The sequence below is a fragment of the Candidatus Desulfofervidus auxilii genome, from assembly GCA_030262725.1.
Taxonomy (GTDB): Bacteria; Desulfobacterota; Desulfofervidia; order Desulfofervidales; family Desulfofervidaceae; genus JAJSZS01.
Window position 1 is genome coordinate 68,597 of sequence record JAJSZS010000009.1, and the last position, 20,408, is coordinate 89,004.

Annotated in this window: 21 protein-coding genes; 4 read left to right on the forward strand and 17 right to left on the reverse strand. The window is 32.2% G+C overall.

The annotated features are described in order from the left end of the window. Positions 1-113: 113 nt before the first annotated feature. From ftsZ to mraZ, 15 genes are read right to left on the reverse strand one after another with little or no spacing between them, the layout of a single operon-like run. Positions 114-1,223, reverse strand: coding sequence for a cell division protein FtsZ (gene ftsZ, locus LWW95_06565; protein ID MDL1956690.1), 1,110 nt, complete (start codon positions 1,221-1,223; stop codon positions 114-116). A gap of 21 nt (positions 1,224-1,244) precedes the next feature. Further along, a complete protein-coding gene (gene ftsA / locus LWW95_06570) occupies positions 1,245-2,480 on the reverse strand; it encodes a cell division protein FtsA (GenBank protein ID MDL1956691.1) in 1,236 nt (411 codons plus the stop codon). Between the two features lie 9 nt (positions 2,481-2,489). Next, on the reverse strand, positions 2,490-3,212 hold the full coding sequence (locus LWW95_06575; GenBank protein MDL1956692.1) for an FtsQ-type POTRA domain-containing protein: 723 nt from the start codon (positions 3,210-3,212) through the stop codon (positions 2,490-2,492). Further along, entirely contained in the window at positions 3,209-4,093 is an 885-nt protein-coding gene (murB, locus tag LWW95_06580; GenBank protein MDL1956693.1) for a UDP-N-acetylmuramate dehydrogenase, read from the reverse strand. The genes LWW95_06575 and murB overlap by 4 nt, the downstream gene beginning before the upstream one ends. After that, positions 4,090-5,436: a UDP-N-acetylmuramate--L-alanine ligase gene (gene murC, locus LWW95_06585; protein MDL1956694.1), complete on the reverse strand. Its 1,347-nt coding sequence runs from the start codon at positions 5,434-5,436 to the stop codon at positions 4,090-4,092. The genes murB and murC overlap by 4 nt, the downstream gene beginning before the upstream one ends. Beyond that, positions 5,433-6,524 carry an undecaprenyldiphospho-muramoylpentapeptide beta-N-acetylglucosaminyltransferase gene (gene murG / locus LWW95_06590; protein MDL1956695.1) on the reverse strand — a complete coding sequence of 364 codons (1,092 nt, stop codon included), beginning with the start codon at positions 6,522-6,524 and terminating at the stop codon, positions 5,433-5,435. Before murG ends, murC begins: the two co-directional genes overlap by 4 nt. Beyond that, entirely contained in the window at positions 6,505-7,602 is a 1,098-nt protein-coding gene (gene ftsW, locus LWW95_06595) for a putative lipid II flippase FtsW (protein ID MDL1956696.1), read from the reverse strand. The genes murG and ftsW overlap by 20 nt, the downstream gene beginning before the upstream one ends. Beyond that, on the reverse strand, positions 7,592-8,932 hold the full coding sequence (gene murD / locus LWW95_06600) for a UDP-N-acetylmuramoyl-L-alanine--D-glutamate ligase (protein ID MDL1956697.1): 1,341 nt from the start codon (positions 8,930-8,932) through the stop codon (positions 7,592-7,594). Before murD ends, ftsW begins: the two co-directional genes overlap by 11 nt. Position 8,933: 1 nt before the next feature. Beyond that, a complete protein-coding gene (gene mraY, locus LWW95_06605; GenBank protein MDL1956698.1) occupies positions 8,934-10,007 on the reverse strand; it encodes a phospho-N-acetylmuramoyl-pentapeptide-transferase in 1,074 nt (357 codons plus the stop codon). Further along, a complete protein-coding gene (locus tag LWW95_06610; protein MDL1956699.1) occupies positions 10,004-11,380 on the reverse strand; it encodes a UDP-N-acetylmuramoyl-tripeptide--D-alanyl-D-alanine ligase in 1,377 nt (458 codons plus the stop codon). The genes mraY and LWW95_06610 overlap by 4 nt, the downstream gene beginning before the upstream one ends. Continuing rightward, on the reverse strand, positions 11,364-12,827 hold the full coding sequence (locus LWW95_06615; protein MDL1956700.1) for a UDP-N-acetylmuramoyl-L-alanyl-D-glutamate--2,6-diaminopimelate ligase: 1,464 nt from the start codon (positions 12,825-12,827) through the stop codon (positions 11,364-11,366). Before LWW95_06615 ends, LWW95_06610 begins: the two co-directional genes overlap by 17 nt. Further along, positions 12,827-14,752, reverse strand: coding sequence for a transpeptidase family protein (locus tag LWW95_06620; GenBank protein ID MDL1956701.1), 1,926 nt, complete (start codon positions 14,750-14,752; stop codon positions 12,827-12,829). The genes LWW95_06615 and LWW95_06620 overlap by 1 nt, the downstream gene beginning before the upstream one ends. Then, positions 14,749-15,054 carry a cell division protein FtsL gene (locus tag LWW95_06625; GenBank protein MDL1956702.1) on the reverse strand — a complete coding sequence of 102 codons (306 nt, stop codon included), beginning with the start codon at positions 15,052-15,054 and terminating at the stop codon, positions 14,749-14,751. Before LWW95_06625 ends, LWW95_06620 begins: the two co-directional genes overlap by 4 nt. Positions 15,055-15,064: 10 nt before the next feature. Then, entirely contained in the window at positions 15,065-15,958 is an 894-nt protein-coding gene (gene rsmH, locus LWW95_06630) for a 16S rRNA (cytosine(1402)-N(4))-methyltransferase RsmH (GenBank protein MDL1956703.1), read from the reverse strand. Positions 15,959-15,961: 3 nt separating this feature from the next. Beyond that, on the reverse strand, positions 15,962-16,429 hold the full coding sequence (gene mraZ, locus LWW95_06635; GenBank protein ID MDL1956704.1) for a division/cell wall cluster transcriptional repressor MraZ: 468 nt from the start codon (positions 16,427-16,429) through the stop codon (positions 15,962-15,964). 115 nt (positions 16,430-16,544) lie between these two features. On the opposite strand from mraZ, the gene LWW95_06640 reads away from it, so the two are divergent. Further along, positions 16,545-17,819: an IMP cyclohydrolase gene (locus LWW95_06640; GenBank protein MDL1956705.1), complete on the forward strand. Its 1,275-nt coding sequence runs from the start codon at positions 16,545-16,547 to the stop codon at positions 17,817-17,819. A 77-nt stretch (positions 17,820-17,896) separates the two neighbouring features. Continuing rightward, positions 17,897-18,886, forward strand: a complete 990-nt coding sequence (locus LWW95_06645) for a chordopoxvirus fusion protein (protein MDL1956706.1) — start codon at positions 17,897-17,899, stop codon at positions 18,884-18,886. A gap of 63 nt (positions 18,887-18,949) precedes the next feature. Here LWW95_06645 and LWW95_06650 read toward each other — a convergent pair whose 3' ends face one another. Both LWW95_06650 and LWW95_06655 read right to left on the reverse strand, forming a co-directional pair. Next, positions 18,950-19,345 (reverse strand): PIN domain nuclease, encoded by a 396-nt coding sequence (locus LWW95_06650; protein MDL1956707.1) that lies wholly within the window; start codon positions 19,343-19,345, stop codon positions 18,950-18,952. Beyond that, the gene (locus LWW95_06655) at positions 19,342-19,539 is read right to left on the reverse strand and encodes a type II toxin-antitoxin system VapB family antitoxin (protein ID MDL1956708.1); all 198 of its coding nucleotides are present in this window, start codon (positions 19,537-19,539) and stop codon (positions 19,342-19,344) included. The genes LWW95_06650 and LWW95_06655 overlap by 4 nt, the downstream gene beginning before the upstream one ends. Positions 19,540-19,798: 259 nt before the next feature. Here LWW95_06655 and LWW95_06660 point away from each other — a divergent pair, with 259 nt between their 5' ends. Next, positions 19,799-20,107: a hypothetical protein gene (locus LWW95_06660; GenBank protein MDL1956709.1), complete on the forward strand. Its 309-nt coding sequence runs from the start codon at positions 19,799-19,801 to the stop codon at positions 20,105-20,107. Between the two features lie 26 nt (positions 20,108-20,133). Continuing rightward, positions 20,134-20,408, forward strand: a 275-nt coding sequence (locus tag LWW95_06665) for a hypothetical protein (protein MDL1956710.1), incomplete at its 3' end; no start/stop codon positions are given.

The following is a 20,408-nucleotide window of genomic DNA, read 5'->3' on the forward strand; positions in this document are numbered from 1 at the left end:
AATCTTTTAAAATAGCTCCCTTTTCTTGAGCTAAACGCTTTTGATAAAATTTTTTTAAAGTATAAGAGACTATAAAACCACCCCTTTCGACAATTTAAAATGTGAAAAAAGAATCAATCCATATTTCTTCTTATAAAAGTAGGAATATCAAGGTCTTCTCCATCTAATGGTAAACGATAAAACTTTGGTTGACGTATTTCTTTTTTCTTTTCTTTCTTTGCCTTAGCTTCTGGTTGATGTTCTTCAGAACGCTTTGGTTGTGCCATTTCAGGTCGTATACCAGTAGCAATAACAGTAATCATCATTTGGTCTCCTATATCGTCATCAATGACTGTTCCCCAAATGATGTTTGCATTTTCATCAGCCTCTTTATAGATCAAGCTAGAAGCAGATTCTACCTCTTCTAATGTCATTTCACTAGAAGCTGTAATGTTCATTAAAACACCTTTTGCTCCTTTAATAGATATATCTTCAAGTAAGGGACTATTGATAGCCCTTTGAGCTGCCTCTATTGCTCGATTTTCTCCACTTGCAATGCCTGTCCCCATAAGTGCTAGCCCTTTTTCTTCCATAATAGTTCTTACATCCGCAAAATCTACATTTACTAAACCCTGAACAGTAATAAGATCAGCAATACCTTTTACTGCATAATAGAGCACTTCATCTGCTTTTTTAAATGTCTGAATTAAAGTAATTGCTTTTGGGCCAAGTTCAAGAAGGCGATTATTTGGAATAGTAATAATTGTATCTACTACCTCTTTTAATTGAGCAATTCCTCTTTCTGCTATCTCCATCCGTTTTTTGCCTTCAAATTTAAAAGGTTTAGTTACTACAGCCACTGTTAAAGCACCAAGCTCCTTACTTACTTGAGCAATAACTGGAGCAGCCCCAGTTCCAGTACCACCTCCCATACCTGCAGTAATAAAGACCATGTCACTACCAGCTAATGCTTCTTGAACGAGGTCTATACTTTCTAAAGCAGCCTGTCTTCCTATATCAGGGTTAGCTCCTGCTCCTAATCCTTTAGTAACATTTGGGCCAAGTTGAATCTTTGTTGGAGCTATACATCTATCTAAAGCCTGTAAATCTGTATTTGCTGCTATAAAACTTACATTTTTAAGGCCGGATTCTATCATATTATTAATAGCATTTCCTCCGGCCCCGCCTATCCCTATCACACGAATCTTTGCTGTAAGTCCTTCTTCTACAAAGTCTACACGCATTTTCCCCCTCCCTTATTTTCATTAAAAGAACGCATCTTTAAACCATCTTTTTAGATTCTTGAAAAAGCGTTGCCATATCGTTTGTTTTTTCCATCCACGATATCCTTCTCCTACTTGTGCTTTAAAGCCATATTTAGCCAAACCAACTGCTGTAGCATAAATGGGATTACGAATGACATCAAAAAGACCTCCTACTTCTCGAGGATAACCAATCCTTGCAGGAAGGTTAAAAATTTGTTCTGCAAGCTCTACTAAACCCGGCAGCAAAGAAGAACCGCCAGTAAGTACTACTCCTGAACCAAGAATATCCTTTGTTTGTGAACGAATTAATTCTTGCTCTACTAAACAAAGGATTTCCTCTACTCTAGGTTCTATAATTTGGGCAAGCACTGAACGTGATACATGACGTGGTTTTTTATCACCTAATGAAGGAATTTCAATTTCTTCATCATTTTCTAGTAGAGAAGTAGTAGCAATACCATATTTAAGCTTTATTTTTTCTGCTTCAGAAGGAGGAGTACGTAATCCAAATGCAATATCATTTGTAATATTTGTTCCTCCAACAGCAAGAATTGTTGAATATTTAAGACTGTCATTTCCAAAAATAGTAATATCTGTTGTCCCTCCTCCAAGGTCTACTAATGCCACTCCCAATATTTTTTCTTCTTCTGTAAGAACACTTTCACTGGCTGCTAATGGTTGAAGCACAAGTTCAATGACATCAAGTCCTGCTTTTTGAATACAACGGACAAGATTTTGCACAGCTGTCACTGAGGCTGTAACAATATGAACTTTTACTTCAAGGCGTGTTCCTGCCATTCCTCGTGGATCTTTTATACCTCCCTGGTCATCTACAATAAACTCTTGAGGTAAAACATGAATAATCTGTCTTTCAGGAGGTAAAGATACCATTTTGGCAGTTTCAATTACCCTTTCAATATCCTTTGCAGTAATTTCTCTATGTTTTAAAGCAATTACACCTTGATTATTAAATCCTTGAATATGACTACCAGCAATACCAGTATAAACACTCCTAATTTCACAACCAGCCATCATTTCTGCTTCTTCTACTGCTTTTTTAATAGAATTGATAGTTTCTTCTATATTAACTACCATTCCTTTACGTAAACCATGTGAAGGATGGCAACCTACTCCAATAATATCCAAGGTGCCCTCTTGAGTAGGCTCAGCCACTACAGCACATACTTTTGTGGTACCAATATCTAAGCCCACAATGAGGTCTCCTTTACGTGCCATTAATGCCTCCTATTCTAATTTGGCATAAATCCGCTGAGTGTCCCTTAGATCTAAACGTTTTATCCTTTCTTTTTGAAGTTTTGCTATGACCTTTTTTAAAATAGCTAGTTTTTTCTCAAAATTATCATTTCCAAGCAATATTTGATTTCCATCAATAGTAAATAGAATTATGCCTAAATCTCTATCTATATGGATTTCAGAAAGCTCTAAGTATTTATAATTCTTTTGCCATAGAGATAATGTCATAAGTGCTGATTTTAAGTAATGGTCTTTTTCTGTTTTAAGACCAGTAATAATAGGTAAATCAAAATTGAGATAATCCTTTATCAAAATACATTCACCATTTTTCTCTACTAGCCAGAAGTATTGATTGATATAAGCTAAGGCAATGGGTTTTCGCTCTTGAATAATGATCTTTAATTTATTGGGCCATATTCTTTTAATTGAAATATCTTTTATTAAAGGAAATTTCTTTAAAGAAAAGGCAATTTTTGCTGGTGAAATTGCTAAAATACTCTTATTTTGATATTTGATATTTTTAAGTATTTCAGAAGTAGATATAAGATGTGTTCCAATAATTTCTATATCTTTTATCTTAAAATAATGTAATTGACAAAGGGATGTATAAGTCATGCCAAAGAGAAAACTTAAAATAAATAGTCCTAGAATAGATAAAATTGCTATTAAAAATGGATATTTATTCTTTTGTTTTCTATAACGGTTTCTTTTCATTGAATTATCCTAATTTCAGGTTCAAGTTTAATACCAGTTTGTTTTTTTACCTCTGTTTGTATTAATTTTATGAGTTCTAAGACATCTTTTGCCTTTGCCTTGCCAGTATTTATAATAAAATTTGCATGTTTTTCTGAAATCTTTGCATCACCTATCTTTTTGCCCTTAAGTCCAGCTTGTTCAATAAGATAGCCAGCACTTGCTTTATCTGGATTTTTAAAAACACAACCTGCTGAAGGAGAAAAAAGTGGTTGAGTATTGAGTTTTTTTCTAAAATAATTGTTAATAGATTTTTTTATTTTATCTTTAGAAGAAAATTCCAATAATAATTCTGCCTTAAGAATAACTATTTCTGATGAAAGATCTGTTTTACGATAACCAAAGTGTTTTTTACTCCATTCTTTCCAAAAGATACCTGTTTTAGGAGAGAATATCTTTATCCTCTTTACCCTTTCACCAATACAATAACCAAATGCCCCTGCATTACCAAAAATAGCTCCACCTATACTGCCAGGTATTCCTGCTAAAAATTCAAGTCCTGAAAGATTATTTTTAAGGCAGAAATTGAGTAATTCTGAAATCTTAAGACCAGAAGAAACAGTAAGGACGACCCTATTCTCTCCTTTTTGATAATATATTTCTTTAAATACAGGTTTAATAATTACACCACAAAAGCCTTCATCTAAAGCTAAAACATTGCTTCCTTTTCCTAAAATATAATAAGGACAAGATATCTTTCTTAAATAAGAAATTATTTCTGGTAAAAATACTTCTTTATTAATCCAAACAACTGCTTTTGCTACTCCACCAATTTTAAAGGTAGTAAGATGAGAAAGCGGATAATTATATTTTACTTTTCCAAATTTTTCTAAATTTTTCATTGCTTTAAAAACATTTCACCAACTTGCCAAATATTACCTGCCCCTACAGTTAAAAGGATATCTCCTGGCTTTAAAATAAAAGGAAGTTTATCTAAAATATTATTAAAATCAGGAAAATAATAAACAGTTCGATATTGAGCTATTCCTTTAGCCAATTTTTCACCACTTATTTCAGGTATAGGTGTTTCTCCTGCACTATATATTTCAGTAAGGATAAGTTCATCGGTTTCATTAAAAGCAGAAAGAAAGCTTTCATAAAGTGCTTTTGTACGAGAATAACGATGAGGTTGAAAAATAGTAACAATCCGTCTATTTGGCCATTTTTGCCTTATAGCGCTAAGCAATACTTTTATTTCTGCTGGATGATGAGCATAATCATCAACAATAATTATCCCATTTTTTTCTCCTTTTATTTCCATACGTCTTCCTACACCCTTAAATTCCTCTAATCCTGCAATAGCTATTTCAAGTTCAATGTTAAGGGCATAAGCAACAGCTAAAGCAGCTAAAGCATTTGATACATTATGTTTACCAGGCAATGGTAAAAAGATTTTTTTTATTTTTTTATTTTGAAAATAAAGGTCAAAGACAGGTGTTGCTCCAAGTTTTAAATTTCTCGCTTCAAATTGAGAATTTGAAAAGCCATAAGTAAGAATTTGAATATTTAAATTTTTCTTTATATTTCTCAATCTTTCATCATCTTCACAAATTATTGCCGTATTTTTTACTTTCTCTAAAAATTTAGCAAATGCTATTTCAATGGCTTTTATATCTGAATAATGATCTAAATGGTCTGCATCTATATTAGTAACCACAGCAATTTCTGGTTCAAGCAAAAGAAAACTCTCATCACTCTCATCTGCTTCTGCTATAAGGAATTCACCTTTTCCTAACCAGGCATTAAGACCATTTCCATTCATTCTGCCCCCTATAATAACTGTTGGAGAAAATCCAGCTTTCTCTAAAATTGTAGCAATCATAGCTGATGTTGTAGTTTTTCCATGAGTACCAGCTATAGCAATTCCCCTTTTTTGAGACATAAGAAGAGCAAGTAATTCTCCACGTGAAAGGATAAGAAGATTTTTTTTACGAGCAGCGATGATTTCAGGATTATCTTGTTTTATAGCAGAGGAAAAAATAACTACTTCAGCATCATTAATTTGTTCTGCTCTATGACCAATATAAACCTTACTGCCTTTATTAGATAATCTCCTTAATAAAGCATTATCATTAATATCAGAGCCACTTACTTTATAGCCTAATTCAAGGAGGATTTCAGCTAAACCACTCATGCCGATTCCTCCCATACCAACAAAATGAAAACTATGCCAAGGTAATTTCATAAATTTTTCTCCCTAAATACTTCCAAACATAATGCAACAATCTTTTCTGCGGCTTCTGGTTTCCCTAAATTTAATGCAGCTGTCGTCATTTTTTTTAAACATTGATTATTTTTTATTAAATCTAAAACAGTCTCAGCTAATCTTTTACCTGTTAATTCTTCTTGAGGTATAACAACTGCTGCTCCTACTTTTTCCAATACCTTTGCATTATAAAGTTGATGACCAATAGCCCAAGGATATGGAATAAGGATACTTGGTAAACCAATTAAAGTGATTTCAGCTAAAGTAGTTGCTCCTGCTCGACTAATAACAAGATTAGCCTGAGCATAAGCCCATGCCATATCTTTAAGAAAAGGAAATACTTTACCAGGTATATTATTTTTTTCATAAAATTCTCTTACCCATAAAAAATCTTTTTCTCCTGTTTGATGAATAAATTGAATTTCTCTCTCTTTTAAATAAGGCCAAGCAGCACAAAATGCTTCATTGATAGCTCTTGCTCCTTGGCTACCTCCTAAAATAAGGATTTTTATTGTCTTGTTTGTTTCTTTTTTTAAATTCAAAATTTCCTTACGTACTGGATTACCAGTAATGAAACATTTTTTTTCTGGAAAATATTTTTTTGACTCAGGATAACTAAGACAAATTTTTTCAGCAAATCGAGCAAGAAATCGATTTGCCTTTCCAGGAATGACATTTTGTTCTTGCAAAATAACAGGAATAGAGAGTTTTTTAGCTGCTAAAACAACAGGGACTGAAACATAAGAGCCAGTGCCTAAAACTAAATGTATTTTTTGTTCACGCAAAATTTTTAAACTTTGTTTTATCCCTTTTAATATAAGCAAAATTGATTTTATACGGGTAAAAAAATCTTTACCTACAAATCCAGCTGCTGTAATTCCATAAAAAGAAAAACCATTTTCCCTTATAATTTTTTCTTCAATACTATCCTTACGTCCAACAAAAATGATATTTCCTAAATTTTTAATAGAAAAAGTTTGAGCAATGGCAATTCCAGGGAATATATGACCACCACTACCGCCAGCAGCAATAGCAATATTAAACATTTTATCTATATCCTTGAGCATAAATATTTTCTAAAATTCCAACACTAATAAAACTTGCTAAAATAGAACTTCCACCATAGCTGACGAAAGGCAGTGTAATGCCTTTTGGAGGCAAAAGTCCTAAACACACGCCCATATGAATTAAAGCCTGAGTAGATATCAACAAAGTAATACCTATAGCAAGGTAAAATCCAAATAGCTCTCTTGCAGCCCTAGCAGTATTAATACCTCTCCAGACAAAAAGGACAAAAAGCAAGATTATCAGCATTACACCAAGAAATCCCATTTCTTCACCAATGATGGAAAAGATATAATCAGTATAAGGTTCTGGTAAATAAAAGAGTTTTTGTCGACTTGCCCCCAATCCCTGCCCCAAAAATCCACCACTAGCAAATGCTAATTTAGAATGTAATATGACATATCCAATACCTAAAGGATCTGTTTCAGGTTTTAAAAATACAAGTAGACGCTTTAATCGATATGGACTTTTAATAAGTAAATAAGAGAGAAAAATTATTGTTGGACATGCAATAGCTAAAAGATGTAGAATTTTTGCCCCACCAATAAATAACATAAAAAAGGTTAATGCACCTAATAATACAACAGTACCCATATCTGGTTCAGCTATTAAAAGGATGGCTAATAAAGAATAAATGATAAAAGCTGGTAATATTCCAATAGAAAATTGTTTTATTTTTTCCTCTCTGGAAACAAGGGCTGAAAGATAAATAACAAAAGCTAATTTGGCAAATTCAGATGGTTGTAAAGAAAAAGAGCCAATTTTAATCCAACGTGCAGCGTTATTTGCTTCTTTTTTTAATCCTGGCACAAATACAAGTAAAAGGCCTATTATACTTAAAGTCAAAAGCAAATAAGCATGTTTTTTATAGACTTGATATGGAATATGTTTTACCATCATCATAAAAGAAAAACCAAAGATAACATAGAAGAGTTGTCGTTTGAAGAAAAAGTAAGGATTATTGAATTTCTTTTGAGCGATTAAAAAACTGCTGCTAAAAACCATCATAATGCCTAATCCTGTTAAGACAATGACTAAAATAATTAACCAGAAATCCCAGTTATTTTTCTTAAAGTGCATGGACAATTTTTTTAAATTCTTCCCCCCTTTCTTGATAATCAGAAAACATATCAAAACTAGCACAAGCAGGAGATAAAAGCACATTTGCATTAGGTTTAGCTAAAGAAAAAGCTTTTTTAACTGCTTCTTCTAAATCTTTAGCCTTAAAAATCATAGTAGTTCCTTTAAGTGCCTTTTCAATATCTTCTGCTGAAGTCCCAATTAATACTAATGCTTTTACCTTTTTTGTTACTAAAGGACGTAAAGAATCAAATTTTTGTCCTTTCCCCAAACCACCAGCAATAAGGACAATTGGTTTAGAAAGACTTTCTAAAGCTGCAATGGTAGCCCCTACATTTGTAGCCTTAGAATCATTATAAAAATTCACGCCATTTAATGAACTAACCCATTCTAATCGATGAGGGAGACCTTTAAATGAAGAAATTGCTTTTATTGTTGAGGAAAATGGACATTTAATAATTTGTGCAATGGTTAAAGCAGCCATAATGTTTTTGTAATTATGGACTCCAAAAAGAGGAATATTTTTAATATCTATTTCCCAACGTTCAAAAATTTCTACAATTATTTTATCATTATCTAAATAAGCCCCTGGATAATAAGGCTTTTTAACACCAAAGAGGACTTTTTTAGATTTTAATCCCTTTGCAGCCTCTAATAAAACTTGATTATCTCCTTCTAAAACAAACCAATCATTTTCATTTTGCCATTTTGCTATCTTTAATTTACATTTAAGATAATTTTTAAAATCAAAATGTCTATCTAAATGATCTTCTGAAACATTAAGGCAAACAGCAATATAAGGGTGAAATGATGAAGTTTGCTCTAATTGAAAACTGCTAATTTCAGCTACAATATAATCTAAATCTTTTTCTTTAATAACTTCAACCAATGGAATGCCAATATTGCCTCCTATCCATATTTTTTTTCCACAATTTTTAAGAATTTCTGCTGTAATAATGGTTGTTGTCGTTTTCCCATTTGTACCAGTAATGGCAATTATAGGGACAGATAAAAAAGCATTAACTAAATCCAACTCTCCAAGAATGGGAATACCATTTATTTTTACTTTTTTCAAAAGAGGTAGAGATGGACTTATACCAGGACTTAATATAATATAATCAGCACTTAAAAAAGTTTTTTCTTTATGCTCGCCTGATTCTAAAGAAAAATCAATTCCTTCAAGAGCTTTAAGATTTGAACTTAATTTTTTTAAAGGAGCTTTATCTGAAATAGTTACCTTTGCTCCTTTTTTGGCCAAAAAACGAGTAAGGGCTACTCCTGTTTTGCCTAAACCAATAATAACAAAATGTTTATCTTTTATTTCAAACATTTTATCTAAGTTTAAGTGTACTCACAGCCGTCAAAGCCAAAATAATGCTAATAATCCAAAAACGAATAATGATTTTTGGTTCTGCCCATCCCTTTAATTCAAAATGGTGATGTAAAGGACTCATTCTAAAAATCCTTTTTCCTCCTGTAAGCTTAAAATAGGCTACTTGTAATATGACAGAAATAGCTTCTAAGACAAAAAGTCCACCTACTAAAACAAGCAGACATTCTTGCTTTGCCATTACAGCTATAGTACCTAGGGCAGCACCAAGAGAGAGAGAACCTACATCTCCCATAAAGATTTCACCTGGATAGGCATTGTACCAAAGAAATCCTAAACAAGCGCCAAGCAGCGCTCCACAAAATACAGCTACTTCACCTACTCCTGGCACATAGGCAATTTGAAGGTAAGTAGCCAATTTGATATGTCCTGCTAGATAACTTAAAAGGACATAAGTGCCAAAAGCAATACTCAATGAACCAGCTGCCAATCCATCCAAACCATCAGTAAGATTAACAGCATTGGATGTGCCTACTACAACAAGTGTTAAAAAGATATAATAAAAATAGTTTAAATCAGGTGTAAACTGTTTAAAAAATGGCACGTATAATTTTGTAGAAAGATTAAGTAATTTAAATAAAATAATACTGATAAGAAGAGAAAAGACAATTTGCCATCCGAATTTTTCTTTTGCTGATATGCCTTTTCCTTGTTTAACCTTTTTGTAATCATCTATAAAACCTAATAATCCAAATAAAAAGCAAGTAAATAGCAATGTCCAAATAAATCCATTTAAAAGATTTCCCCATAAAAAGATAGTGATAAATATAGATATTAAGACAGGAATACCTCCCATTGTTGGAGTACCTACTTTTTGATTATGTGTTTGAGGCTCATAAGCCTTTGGTGTTTTTAGCCAATTATTTTTTTGACAAAAACGAATAAAATGTGGAATGAAATAAAGAGATAATAATAAAGCTGTAAGAATGGCATAAGCTGTACGAAAAGTAATGTATCGGAAAACATTAAATCCAATCCAATATTGTGATAATGGATAAAGCAAAAGATAAATCATTTTTTCCTCTTTAATGTTTCAATTAATTTTTCAAATTGGATTTTTCTAGATGCTTTAAATAAAACTACATCATACTTAGCAGCAATATTATGTATAATCTCAATAATATCTTCTTTTTTTTCTGTAAGATAAATTTTCTTTTCATTCATACCTGCTTCAATAGCTCCTTCTTTTATTAAAGGAGCATATTCTCCAAAAAGGATGAGGGCTTTTAATCCAGTATTAGCAGCCCATTTCCCTAACTCTTTATGCCAAAAGGAAGTTTCTTCTCCAAGTTCAAGCATATCTCCTAAAACAGCAATACGACCATTGAATTGTTTTAAGGTTTCTAAAGCTGCCTTCATAGAACCAGGATTTGCATTATATGTATCATCTAAAAGATAAAATCCATGAAGAGTCATATAAAGACTAAGTCTATTTGATAATGGCAAAAAGCTTTCTAATGCTTGCTGAATAATAAGAGGGGGTAATTTAAAATACCATCCTATTGCTGCTGCTGCCAATAGGGCATATATTTGATGTTGCCCTATAAGTTGGCTTTTTATATACAAACTATTTTCAGGTAATATTAAAGTAAAATGTAATGTATTTTTACTTATTTTAATATCCTTTGCTCTTATTTCTCCTGCTCTAAAACCAAAGGCAATCTTTTTTTTAGTAAAGTTATTAGCCAATTCAGCTACTCTTTTATCATCACAATTATACACAAAACATTCATTTACATATTTCAGCATACTACCTTTTTCTTTTTGAATTTCTTTAAGAGATTTTAAACCTTCTAAATGGGCTGGTTGAATAGAAGTAATAACTCCAATATCTGGTTGAGTTATGCGAGAAAGATAATCAATTTCTCCTGGTGAATTTGTGCCCAATTCTATACATGCAGCATTATAAAATGATGTAAGACCAAGCAATGTAAATGGCACTCCAATTTGGTTATTATAATTTTCTTTGGTTTTCAATACTCTAAATTGTTGTGCCAATACATGGGCAATGGCTTCTTTAGTAGTAGTTTTGCCTGAGCTACCAGTAATAGTAATAAAAGGAAAATTAAATTTTTTCCGCTGATAATGAGCTAAATCACCTAATGCCTTTAATGTATCTTCTACAGCAATAACAGCTATATTTTGGGGTAAATTAAAATCATAATTATTTTTTAGAATGATTCCAAGAACACCTTTTTTTATAGCTTCAGGAATAAATATATGACCATCATATCTTTTCCCTTTTAAAGCAATAAATAAATCATTTGGTTTAAGCATTCTAGTATCATCAGTAATACCAGTAAAAATCATTTCTGGTTGCCCACTTAGAAGTGTCCCTTTTGTAGCATCTAAAATTTCCTTGACTGACCAATTACCTACTTGACGCATATTCTTTTAAATTTTTTATTACCTCCTCTCTATCACTTAAATGATACTTTTTGTTACCAATAATCTGGTAATCCTCATGTCCTTTTCCAGCAATGAGTATAATATCTCCTGATTTAGCATTTTTAATTGCCCAAGCGATAGCTTCACGACGATTAGGTATAATATGATAATTTCTCTTGTCTAAACCAGCCTCTATATCTTTAATAATTTGAGATGAAGGTTCATTTCTAGGATTATCATCAGTAATAACCACTATATCACTTAAATGACTTGCTACTTTTCCCATCAAAGGGCGTTTTTCTCTATCGCGATTACCACCACATCCAAAAACAGTAATAAGTCTTCCTTTGCAAAGAGGACGCAAAGTTTTTAAAGCCTTTTCTAATGCATCAGGAGTATGAGCATAATCTATAAACACATTGATATCATTAGAAAAAAAACGTTCTAATCTTCCAGGCACAGCCTTTGCTTTTGTTAAAGCATTTTTAATTATATCAATTGGTATTTTGAGTGTAATTCCAACAGCAATAGCTGCAAGTAAATTTAAAATGTTAAGCTCTCCAACTAAAGGAGAATAAAGATGGAAACTGCCATTTGGAGTATGAAAATTTGCTTCAAGACCATCTAAAAAAAATTTTGGTTTTTCTGCCCATACCGTAGCCTTAGGGGAAAGACCATAAGTAAGAGAAGGAGTATTTATTTCATTTAATAGTCTTCTTCCCCATGGATCATCTAAATTAACAATAGCATATCCATTTTTAGATAAATAATGAGTAAAAAGGAGTTTTTTAGATTGGAAATAATCTTCCATATTTTGATGAAAATCAAGATGTTCATGAGAAAGGTTAGTAAAAACCGCTACTTGAAATTGACAACCACTTACTCGCTGATAATAAAGACCATGGGAAGAAACCTCCACTACCACATCACTAACTCCACTACTTAACATTTCTTTAAACAACCGATGTAGATTTAAAGGGTCTGGGGTTGTAAGAGAAGAGGGAATAGTTTTTTCGGCATATTTATAAAATATAGTACCAATAATTCCTACTTTTTTCCCCATTTCTTTAAGAATAGTTGCTATTAAATAAGCAGTGGTAGTCTTACCATTTGTACCTGTAATACCAATAAGATTTAAATATTTGGCAGGATAATTATAAAATGCAGAAGCTAATTTTCCTGCTGCTTCCCTAGCATCTTTAACTTGAAGATAGGTTATGCCATTCTTTTTTTGAAAAACAGGTTTTTCACTAATTATTGCCACTGCTCCCTTTTCAATAGCCTCATCTATATAATCAAAACCATCATGTTTATGTCCTTTTAAAGCTATAAAAAGAGAATTGGATGAAACTTCCTTAGAATGAAAGGCAATTTGTTTTATATCTTTGTTTAAAGAACCAGAAATAGAAATAGGAGAGATTTCCTTTAAAAGTTCCTTTAATTTCATTAATCAGCTCCTAATTCAAGTAAACAGATCATTCCTTCTTTTAAATGTGTACCAGGGACTGGATTTTGTTTTACAACTATACCACTTCCTTTTATTTTAACTTTTATCTTTACTTTCTGCAAAATCTTCATTGCTTGGCGTAAAGATAATCCATGAAGGTCAGGCATAATTCCGTTAGAGACAGCAATTTTTTCTTTATTTTTATATATCTTTTGTGACTCTTTAATTAATTTGTCTTCATTTTTAACTACCCTTACAATACGAGAGGAAGGTGGTAATTGCCATTGCCAAATAATATATTCTGCAATTTCTTTAAATACAGGTGCAGCTACTATCCCTCCATAACTTACAGGTCTTGGCTCATCAATAATGACAGCAATCACTACACGGGGATTTTCAACAGGAAAAAAACCAACAAAAGAAGCAATATGTTTATTCGAAGAGTATCTTCCTGTTTCTAAATCTATTTTTTGGGCAGTGCCAGTTTTTCCAGCTACATTATAACCAGCTATTTCTGCCTCTTGTCCTGTGCCCTTAAGTACAACTTTTCGAAGAATCTTTTTTATTTGAGAAGCAGTTTTTTTAGAGATAACTTGACGTTTAATCTCAGGAGAAAAATGCATAATTTCCTTTCCAAGAAAATTTCTTATACTTTTTACAATTATAGGACGCATTAATTTCCCATTATTAGCAATAGCAGCGTAGGCTAGAGCAAGTTGTAAAGCTGTAATAGCAATCCCTTGTCCAAAGCAAGCTGCTGCTGTATCTACGGCAGTCCATTGTTCTGCTGGTCTTATAAGACCATTAGCTTCACCATCTAAATCTATGCCTGTTTTTTCTCCAAAACCAAATTTTTTAATATATTTATAAAAGCAATTTTTACCTATTTTTTCTCCGATTTTTATTGCCCCAATGTTTGAAGAATAAATGATTGTATGCTCTACAGAGAGCCAACCAAAAGGCTTCACATCGTGAAAAACAGCATTTTCAATACAATATTTACCTTTTTCACCGTAAAGGATATCATGAGGTGTCCAAATATTTTCATTAAGAGCAGCAGCTAAAAGCACTACTTTAAAAGTAGAACCTGGTTCAAAAACATCAGCAATAGCATGATTGCGCCAAAGATAGGGATAGGCATTTCTAAAATGGTTTGGATCAAAAAATGGATAATTCGCCATAGCCAAAATTTCACCAGTTTGGGGAACAAGAACAATAACACTTCCTGCTCTAGCCTGCCATTTTTTTATTGCTTTTTTTAAGCTTTCTTCAACTGCGTATTGAATTTTATAATCCAAACTTAAATAAATACTTGCTCCATCTTCTGCTGGTTTAATAGGATGACGTGGGGAAAGACTAATATATCCTCTGGCATCTTTTAAACCATAATAATAACCATCTTTACCAACCAAAAATTTATCAAATTTTCGTTCAATGCCTTCTAAACCTTTGCCATCTATGCCAACAAATCCTAATACTTGCCCAGCTAGAAAAGAATGTGGATAATAACGCCGATTTTCTAAACGAAATCCCAAACCCTTTATATTTAATCTTTCAAGTTTTTTCACTTCTTCAGCTGAAAGCCAACGCTTTAACCATATAAACTCTCCTTTTCGTTTAAGTTTTTTCAACAATTCTTTTTCATCAATTTTAATTATGGGACTTAATATTTTAGCTATCTTTTTTGGATTATCTATTAAATCAGGACAAGCATACAAAGAGGGTGTTTGTACAGTAATAGCTAAAGGTTCTCCATGACGATCATAAATTACACCCCTTTTGCAAGGAATAATTACTTTTTTAAATCCTTTTTTAAACTTAGATACATCAATTATTTGTAACCAAAAGGCTTGGACAATTAAACACAGAGTAAAAAATACAAATATAGCTAGAACAATAGTAATTTTTAACTTAATTCCTTTCATCTTTGTAAAACAATAACTTCCTTTGGATATTTAAGACCAAGTTTTTCTGCTTTAGTCTTAAGATAAGTTGGTGATGTAAGATAAGTCCATTCTAGTTTAAGAACATGATTTTTTTCTTTTAATTGTTTTTGCACTTCCATAGCTTCAGCAATCTGATATCCCAAGCGAATATTTTGGACACTTAACCAGACATACACAAAACAGAAAAAAAGGATAAGTAAAACATTTAAAATTACCCATTTTGTCGACCAAACAGATGCTTTTACTTTCTTATTACTGCGTGCCCAAACCGCAATTGTCATTTTTTTCCTCCTAAATGATTTCTATAGCTCTTAACTTAGCACTGCGAGAACGTGGGTTAATAGCAATCTCTTTTTCAGAAGGTCGTACTGGCTTTTTTGTTAAAATTTTTACTCTTTTCTCTTTTGCCCATATACGAAAAGTTGTTTTAACTATTCTATCTTCTAATGAGTGAAAGGATATGATAACTAATCTGCCACCAGAAATAATCAAATTTAACGCTTGATTAAGAAATTGTTTTAAATTTTCTAATTCATTATTAACAACAATGCGTAAGGCTTGAAATGTGCGTGTGGCAGGATGAATCCTTTTTGGCCAATATTTTCTAGGAATGGCATTAGCAATAATTTCAGCCAATTCAGTAGTTGTTTCAATTGGTTTCTTATTGCGATATTCTATTATTTTTTTAGCAATTCTAGTTGCCCATTTTTCTTCCCCAAACTCTTTAATAATTTCTTTTAAACGAAATTCTGACCAGTGATTGACAATTTGAGCAGCGGTAAGAGAATTACTTTTATCCATACGCATATCTAAAGGGCCTGTTTGTAAAAAGCTAAATCCTCTTTGTGGTGTACCCAATTGCAAAGAAGACAATCCTAAATCCAATAAAATGCCATTTACTTTTTCAAAACCAAGTTCCATCAATATCTTTGCCATCTCTGCATAATTTGACTTTTTTAAAATAAATCTTCCTCTGTAATTATCTAAATTTTTTTCTGCTACTACCAATGCTTCATCATCTACATCTAAACCAATAAGAAAACCATTAGGTTTAGATGCTTCTAATATAGCTTTTGCATGTCCACCTCCTCCAACAGTGCCATCTACAAAAATTTTTTTTGTTCCACAGGCAAGGTAATTTAATACTTCTTCTTTTAATACAGGTATATGTATGGTTTCTTCCATGCATTAGATACCTAACTCTGCTAATACTTCACAATATTTTTCAAAGTTTTCAATAAGACTCTTCATCTCATTTTCCCAGCGTTCTTTATCCCAAATTTCAAACCGATTTATCATCCCAGCTATTACTATTTCCTTTTTTAATCCTGCATGTTCACGAAGAGCAGGTGGTATAAGAATACGTCCTTGTTTATCAAGATTACACTCAACTGCCCCAGAAATAAATAAAAGTTGAAATCTTCTCACTTCAGGTTTCATTTGAGGAAGCTTGCTTACTTTTTCCTCTATGATTGCCCATTCAGGCATTGGATAAGCTACTAATGAATTAGCTAAACTAGTAAGCTTTATTTTTTCTTCTTTATATTTTTCACGCAGTACTTCACGAAATTGACTTGGAATACTTAAACGCCCTTTAGCATCTATTGTATGATGATACCTACCACTGAATGTCTTTTGTGTCCCTCTATTCCCCATTTTACCACTTTCCTCCACTTTTACCTAACCTCATTTTTTTTGTCAAGCATTAAAATTTTCCTTTATTGACAGGTATAAACAGCTTGGTTAAATTTTAGGCAAAAAAGGTGCAATAATGAAAAACATAAAGGCAATTTATAAAGAAATAAAACTAGACCACTTTCCACCTGAGATAAGGATTGTAATAGGAGAACATACACTTATTTATCGTAAACGTATTTGGCAAGTTGGAGGAGAGAAAAGGGGATTAAGATATGGTGAAAATCCACATCAAGAAGCAGCGATTTATGAACTTATAAATGGTAATTTGATTCTTGGTGATTGTCAGTTTATAAGAGAAAAAGAAGGGCTTGTTAGCGCTTTAAAAGAAGAAAATTTTTTACAATTTGGTAAACATCCAAGTCTTATTAATTTAACAGATTTAGATAGAGGATTACAGATTTTGCGTTATCTTATGGCTAAACCAGCAGCAATAATTATGAAACATAATAATCCTTGTGGTGTAGCTTATGGAAATAGTCTTTCAGAAGCATTTATTCGTGCATATTTTGCTGATAGGATTGCTGCCTTTGGTGGTTGTGTAGTATTAAATCGTACCTTAGATAAAGAAACAGCAGAACTTATTAATCAACATTATGTAGAAGTCGTAGCTGCTCCAGACTATGCACCTGGTGTAGTAGAAATCTTAAAGCAGAGGAAAAATTTAAGAATTATAGAGATAAAAAGGATAGACAGACTAACAGAATATTCTCATAAAATTTGGCTTGATTTTAAGTCATTGATGGATGGAGGGCTCATTTTACAAAAATCAGCTTATACTAAAATTAAAAAGGCAGAGGATTTTATTCCAGCTGAAGCAGAATATAAAGGAAAAACTTATCGTATTAAACGCTTACCTTCTGAGAAAGAACTTCAGGATTTATTATTTGGTTGGTATGTAGAACAAGGAGTAACTTCAAATTCAGTACTCTTTGTAAAAGATGAAGCTACCGTAGCTATTGGTACAGGAGAGCAAGATAGGGTAGGGGTGGTAGAAATTGCTGTTTTTAAAGCTTATAAAAAATATGCAGATGCTCTTTGTTTTAAAAAATATGGCATTCCTTATAAAATTTTAGAAATGGAAATAGCAGATGGAAAACGTCCTTTAACTCAAAAAGAAGAAATAGATGAACAAACCAAAGCAGCAAATGGTGGTCTTAAAGGTGCAGTGATGGTTTCAGATGGATTTTTCCCTTTTCGTGATAGCGTAGATGTGGCTATTAAAGAAGGAATTACAGCAATCGCTCAACCAGGTGGTTCTATTCGAGACTTTGAATCTATTTTAGCTTGTAATGAAGCAGAGCCACCTGTGGCTATGGTTTATACAGGAGAAAGGGCATTTAGACATTAAATCCATTTTGAATAGGAAAGAAATCTTATTGCATATATGTATGTTATTTGTTAATCTTATGTAGAAAGGAGTTTTAAATGCCATTTAGTGTGAGTTTGATAAAAAGGTTAGAGGCAGTAGAACCTCCTTTAAGAGAAGTTTTGATTGCCCTTTTAGAAGAAGTAGAAAGGCAAAGGGAAGATTCCATAACAAGAAAGGAATTTTTGGAATTTGCAAAAAAAACAGAAGAGAATTTTCAAAGGGTATGGGAAGCAATAGAGAGGCTAACAAAGGCTCAAGAAGAATCAGAAAGAAGGATTGGCAGACTTGAAGTAGCGGTTCAAGAACTTGTAGAAGCACAGAAAGCATCAGAAAAAAGAATTAGTAAGCTTGAAGTAGCAGTTGAAAAGCTCACAGAAGCGCAGAAGAAAACAGAAATAAGGCTAAACGAACTTGCAGAAGCACAGAAGAAGACAGAAATAAGACTTAATGAACTAGCAGAAGCACAGAAAAGGACAGAAACAAGACTAAATGAGTTAGCAGAGGCACAGAAAAAGACAGAGATAAGGCTAAATGAGCTTGCAGAAGCACAGAAGAAAACAGAAATAAGAGTAAATGAACTAGCAGAAGCGCAGAAAAGGACAGAGGAGGAGCTTAGGAAACTTATAGGTGAACATAAAAAGACAAGGGAAGAGCTTGGAGGGCTATCTCATACAGTTGGATATATCCTTGAGGATAGAGCTTACATTGGTCTTCCAGAGCTAATTAAAAGAGATTTTGGTATAGAGATAGAAGAAATAAAAAGAGACTTTATAGAAATTTCCCCAAATCGTTATGAAGAGATAAATCTTTTGGGCAAAGGAAAGAAAAACGGAACTTCAATTTGGATACTTGGGGAATGTAAAACACAACTTAAAAAAAGAGATATAGATCTTTTTCTTAAAAAGCTATCCCGCATAGAGCATTTATTTCCTGGAGAAAAACTTCTTATAGTAGTTACCTATCAAGCTTCTCCTCAGGTAAGGCAATATATTGAAAAGAAAGGACTTAAACTTTATCTTTCATACCAACTTAAAGTTTTAATGTAACTAATTTAAAAGGACTCTTATGGAATATTTGGAAAAAGCAAAAGATAAAATGGAAGAATACCTTTAAGGTATTAATTTTAGTTTTTTAATAATTTTTGCTATCTTATCAAAATCTCTATCTTTTTGGAGAAGAATTAAGTTATTTTCTATTGCTACTTGAGCTATTAAGCAATCAATAGTGCTTCTTATTGTTATTCCTACCTTTCTACATTCTCTATATATCTCTGCCGCCTTTATATAAGTCTCCTTTTTAGGTAAAAATATTGGCAAACTTAAAAGAAACTTTTTTACTTCTTTATATTTATAATCTTTCTTAATTCCTTGCAAAATCTCAGCGAGAATTATTCCTGTTATACAAATATCCTCTCCTTCTTCAATTAATTTCTTTAATATAACTTCTTCTCTTGACTTTATACCCTTAAAAAAATCTATCCAGACAGAAGTATCAACTAATATCAAAACCTGGTTCTCCTAATTTCATCAAGACTTCCTTCCCATTCAATTTTACCTTCAAATTTTAAAAAATTTTTTTTCTTTCTTCTTTCAATTAACTCTTTTAAAGCTAGATTTACTAATTCTTTTTTTGTCTTAACTCCTGTCAATTTCATTCCTTCTTCAACAAGTTTATCATCTAAAACAATATTGGTTCTCATAACTACCTCTATACACATAAATGTTAATGTTCATGTGTATGAATATCAAATAATTATCATCATGTCAAGAAAGAATAATTTTCCAAAAATCCTTGCTTACCATAAAGAAATCTGCAACTGTGCTAAAACATAAATATTCAAAATAACTTGCGATTTTTATTTTGAAAAGTTAAGATACCTTGTTCATGCTACAGACAAATTAACAGAAGAAGACATAAAGAAAGCCTTAGAGAAGACAATACCAGAAGGAGGTAAAATTATGCCAACAATAGCTGAAAGATGGTTTCAACAGGGAATACAGCAAGGAATACAGCAAGGAATTCAACAGGGAATTCAACAAGGAATACAGCAAGGAATACAACAAGGGATTCAACAGGGAATACAGCAAGGAATTCGGCAGGGATTATTGGAAGCTATAGAATTAGGTTTAAAAATAAAGTTTGGTACAGAAGGGCTTAAGCTTCTTCCTCAAATAAGCAAAATAGATGATATAGATAAATTAAGGGCAATAAAAGAAGTTATTGAAGTTGCTAAAGAAATTGAGGAAATAAAGAAATTTTTCCTTTAGTTTAAACATAAAGTTGCAGAAATAAAATGCAACTTAAAAATGTTATATTGCAAGACCTGACCCTCTGCTCTTGCAACTTTAGTCTATTAAAGGAATTAAGCACAAAGAGGACAGGGCTTGAATATTTAGAGACGATATTAAGATACCTTGTTCATGCTACAGACAAATTAACAGAAGAAGACATAAAGAAAGCCTTAGAGAAGACAATACCAGAAGGAGGTAAAATTATGCCAACAATAGCTGAAAGATGGTTTCAACAGGGAATACAGCAAGGAATACAGCAAGGAATTCAACAGGGAAT

Bases quoted from the DNA above. Each gene is read 5' to 3' on its own strand.
- ftsZ (MDL1956690.1), bottom strand. From the start codon at position 1,223: ATGCGTGTAGACTTTGTAGAAGAAGGACTTACAGCAAAGATTCGTGTG.
- ftsA (MDL1956691.1), bottom strand. From the start codon at position 2,480: ATGGCACGTAAAGGAGACCTCATTGTGGGCTTAGATATTGGTACCACA.
- LWW95_06575 (MDL1956692.1), bottom strand. From the start codon at position 3,212: ATGAAAAGAAACCGTTATAGAAAACAAAAGAATAAATATCCATTTTTA.
- murB (MDL1956693.1), bottom strand. From the start codon at position 4,093: ATGAAAAATTTAGAAAAATTTGGAAAAGTAAAATATAATTATCCGCTT.
- murC (MDL1956694.1), bottom strand. From the start codon at position 5,436: ATGAAATTACCTTGGCATAGTTTTCATTTTGTTGGTATGGGAGGAATC.
- murG (MDL1956695.1), bottom strand. From the start codon at position 6,524: ATGCTCAAGGATATAGATAAAATGTTTAATATTGCTATTGCTGCTGGC.
- ftsW (MDL1956696.1), bottom strand. From the start codon at position 7,602: ATGCACTTTAAGAAAAATAACTGGGATTTCTGGTTAATTATTTTAGTC.
- murD (MDL1956697.1), bottom strand. From the start codon at position 8,932: ATGTTTGAAATAAAAGATAAACATTTTGTTATTATTGGTTTAGGCAAA.
- mraY (MDL1956698.1), bottom strand. From the start codon at position 10,007: ATGATTTATCTTTTGCTTTATCCATTATCACAATATTGGATTGGATTT.
- LWW95_06610 (MDL1956699.1), bottom strand. From the start codon at position 11,380: ATGCGTCAAGTAGGTAATTGGTCAGTCAAGGAAATTTTAGATGCTACA.
- LWW95_06615 (MDL1956700.1), bottom strand. From the start codon at position 12,827: ATGAAATTAAAGGAACTTTTAAAGGAAATCTCTCCTATTTCTATTTCT.
- LWW95_06620 (MDL1956701.1), bottom strand. From the start codon at position 14,752: ATGAAAGGAATTAAGTTAAAAATTACTATTGTTCTAGCTATATTTGTA.
- LWW95_06625 (MDL1956702.1), bottom strand. From the start codon at position 15,054: ATGACAATTGCGGTTTGGGCACGCAGTAATAAGAAAGTAAAAGCATCT.
- rsmH (MDL1956703.1), bottom strand. From the start codon at position 15,958: ATGGAAGAAACCATACATATACCTGTATTAAAAGAAGAAGTATTAAAT.
- mraZ (MDL1956704.1), bottom strand. From the start codon at position 16,429: ATGGGGAATAGAGGGACACAAAAGACATTCAGTGGTAGGTATCATCAT.
- LWW95_06640 (MDL1956705.1), top strand. From the start codon at position 16,545: ATGAAAAACATAAAGGCAATTTATAAAGAAATAAAACTAGACCACTTT.
- LWW95_06645 (MDL1956706.1), top strand. From the start codon at position 17,897: ATGCCATTTAGTGTGAGTTTGATAAAAAGGTTAGAGGCAGTAGAACCT.
- LWW95_06655 (MDL1956708.1), bottom strand. From the start codon at position 19,539: ATGAGAACCAATATTGTTTTAGATGATAAACTTGTTGAAGAAGGAATG.
- LWW95_06660 (MDL1956709.1), top strand. From the start codon at position 19,799: ATGCCAACAATAGCTGAAAGATGGTTTCAACAGGGAATACAGCAAGGA.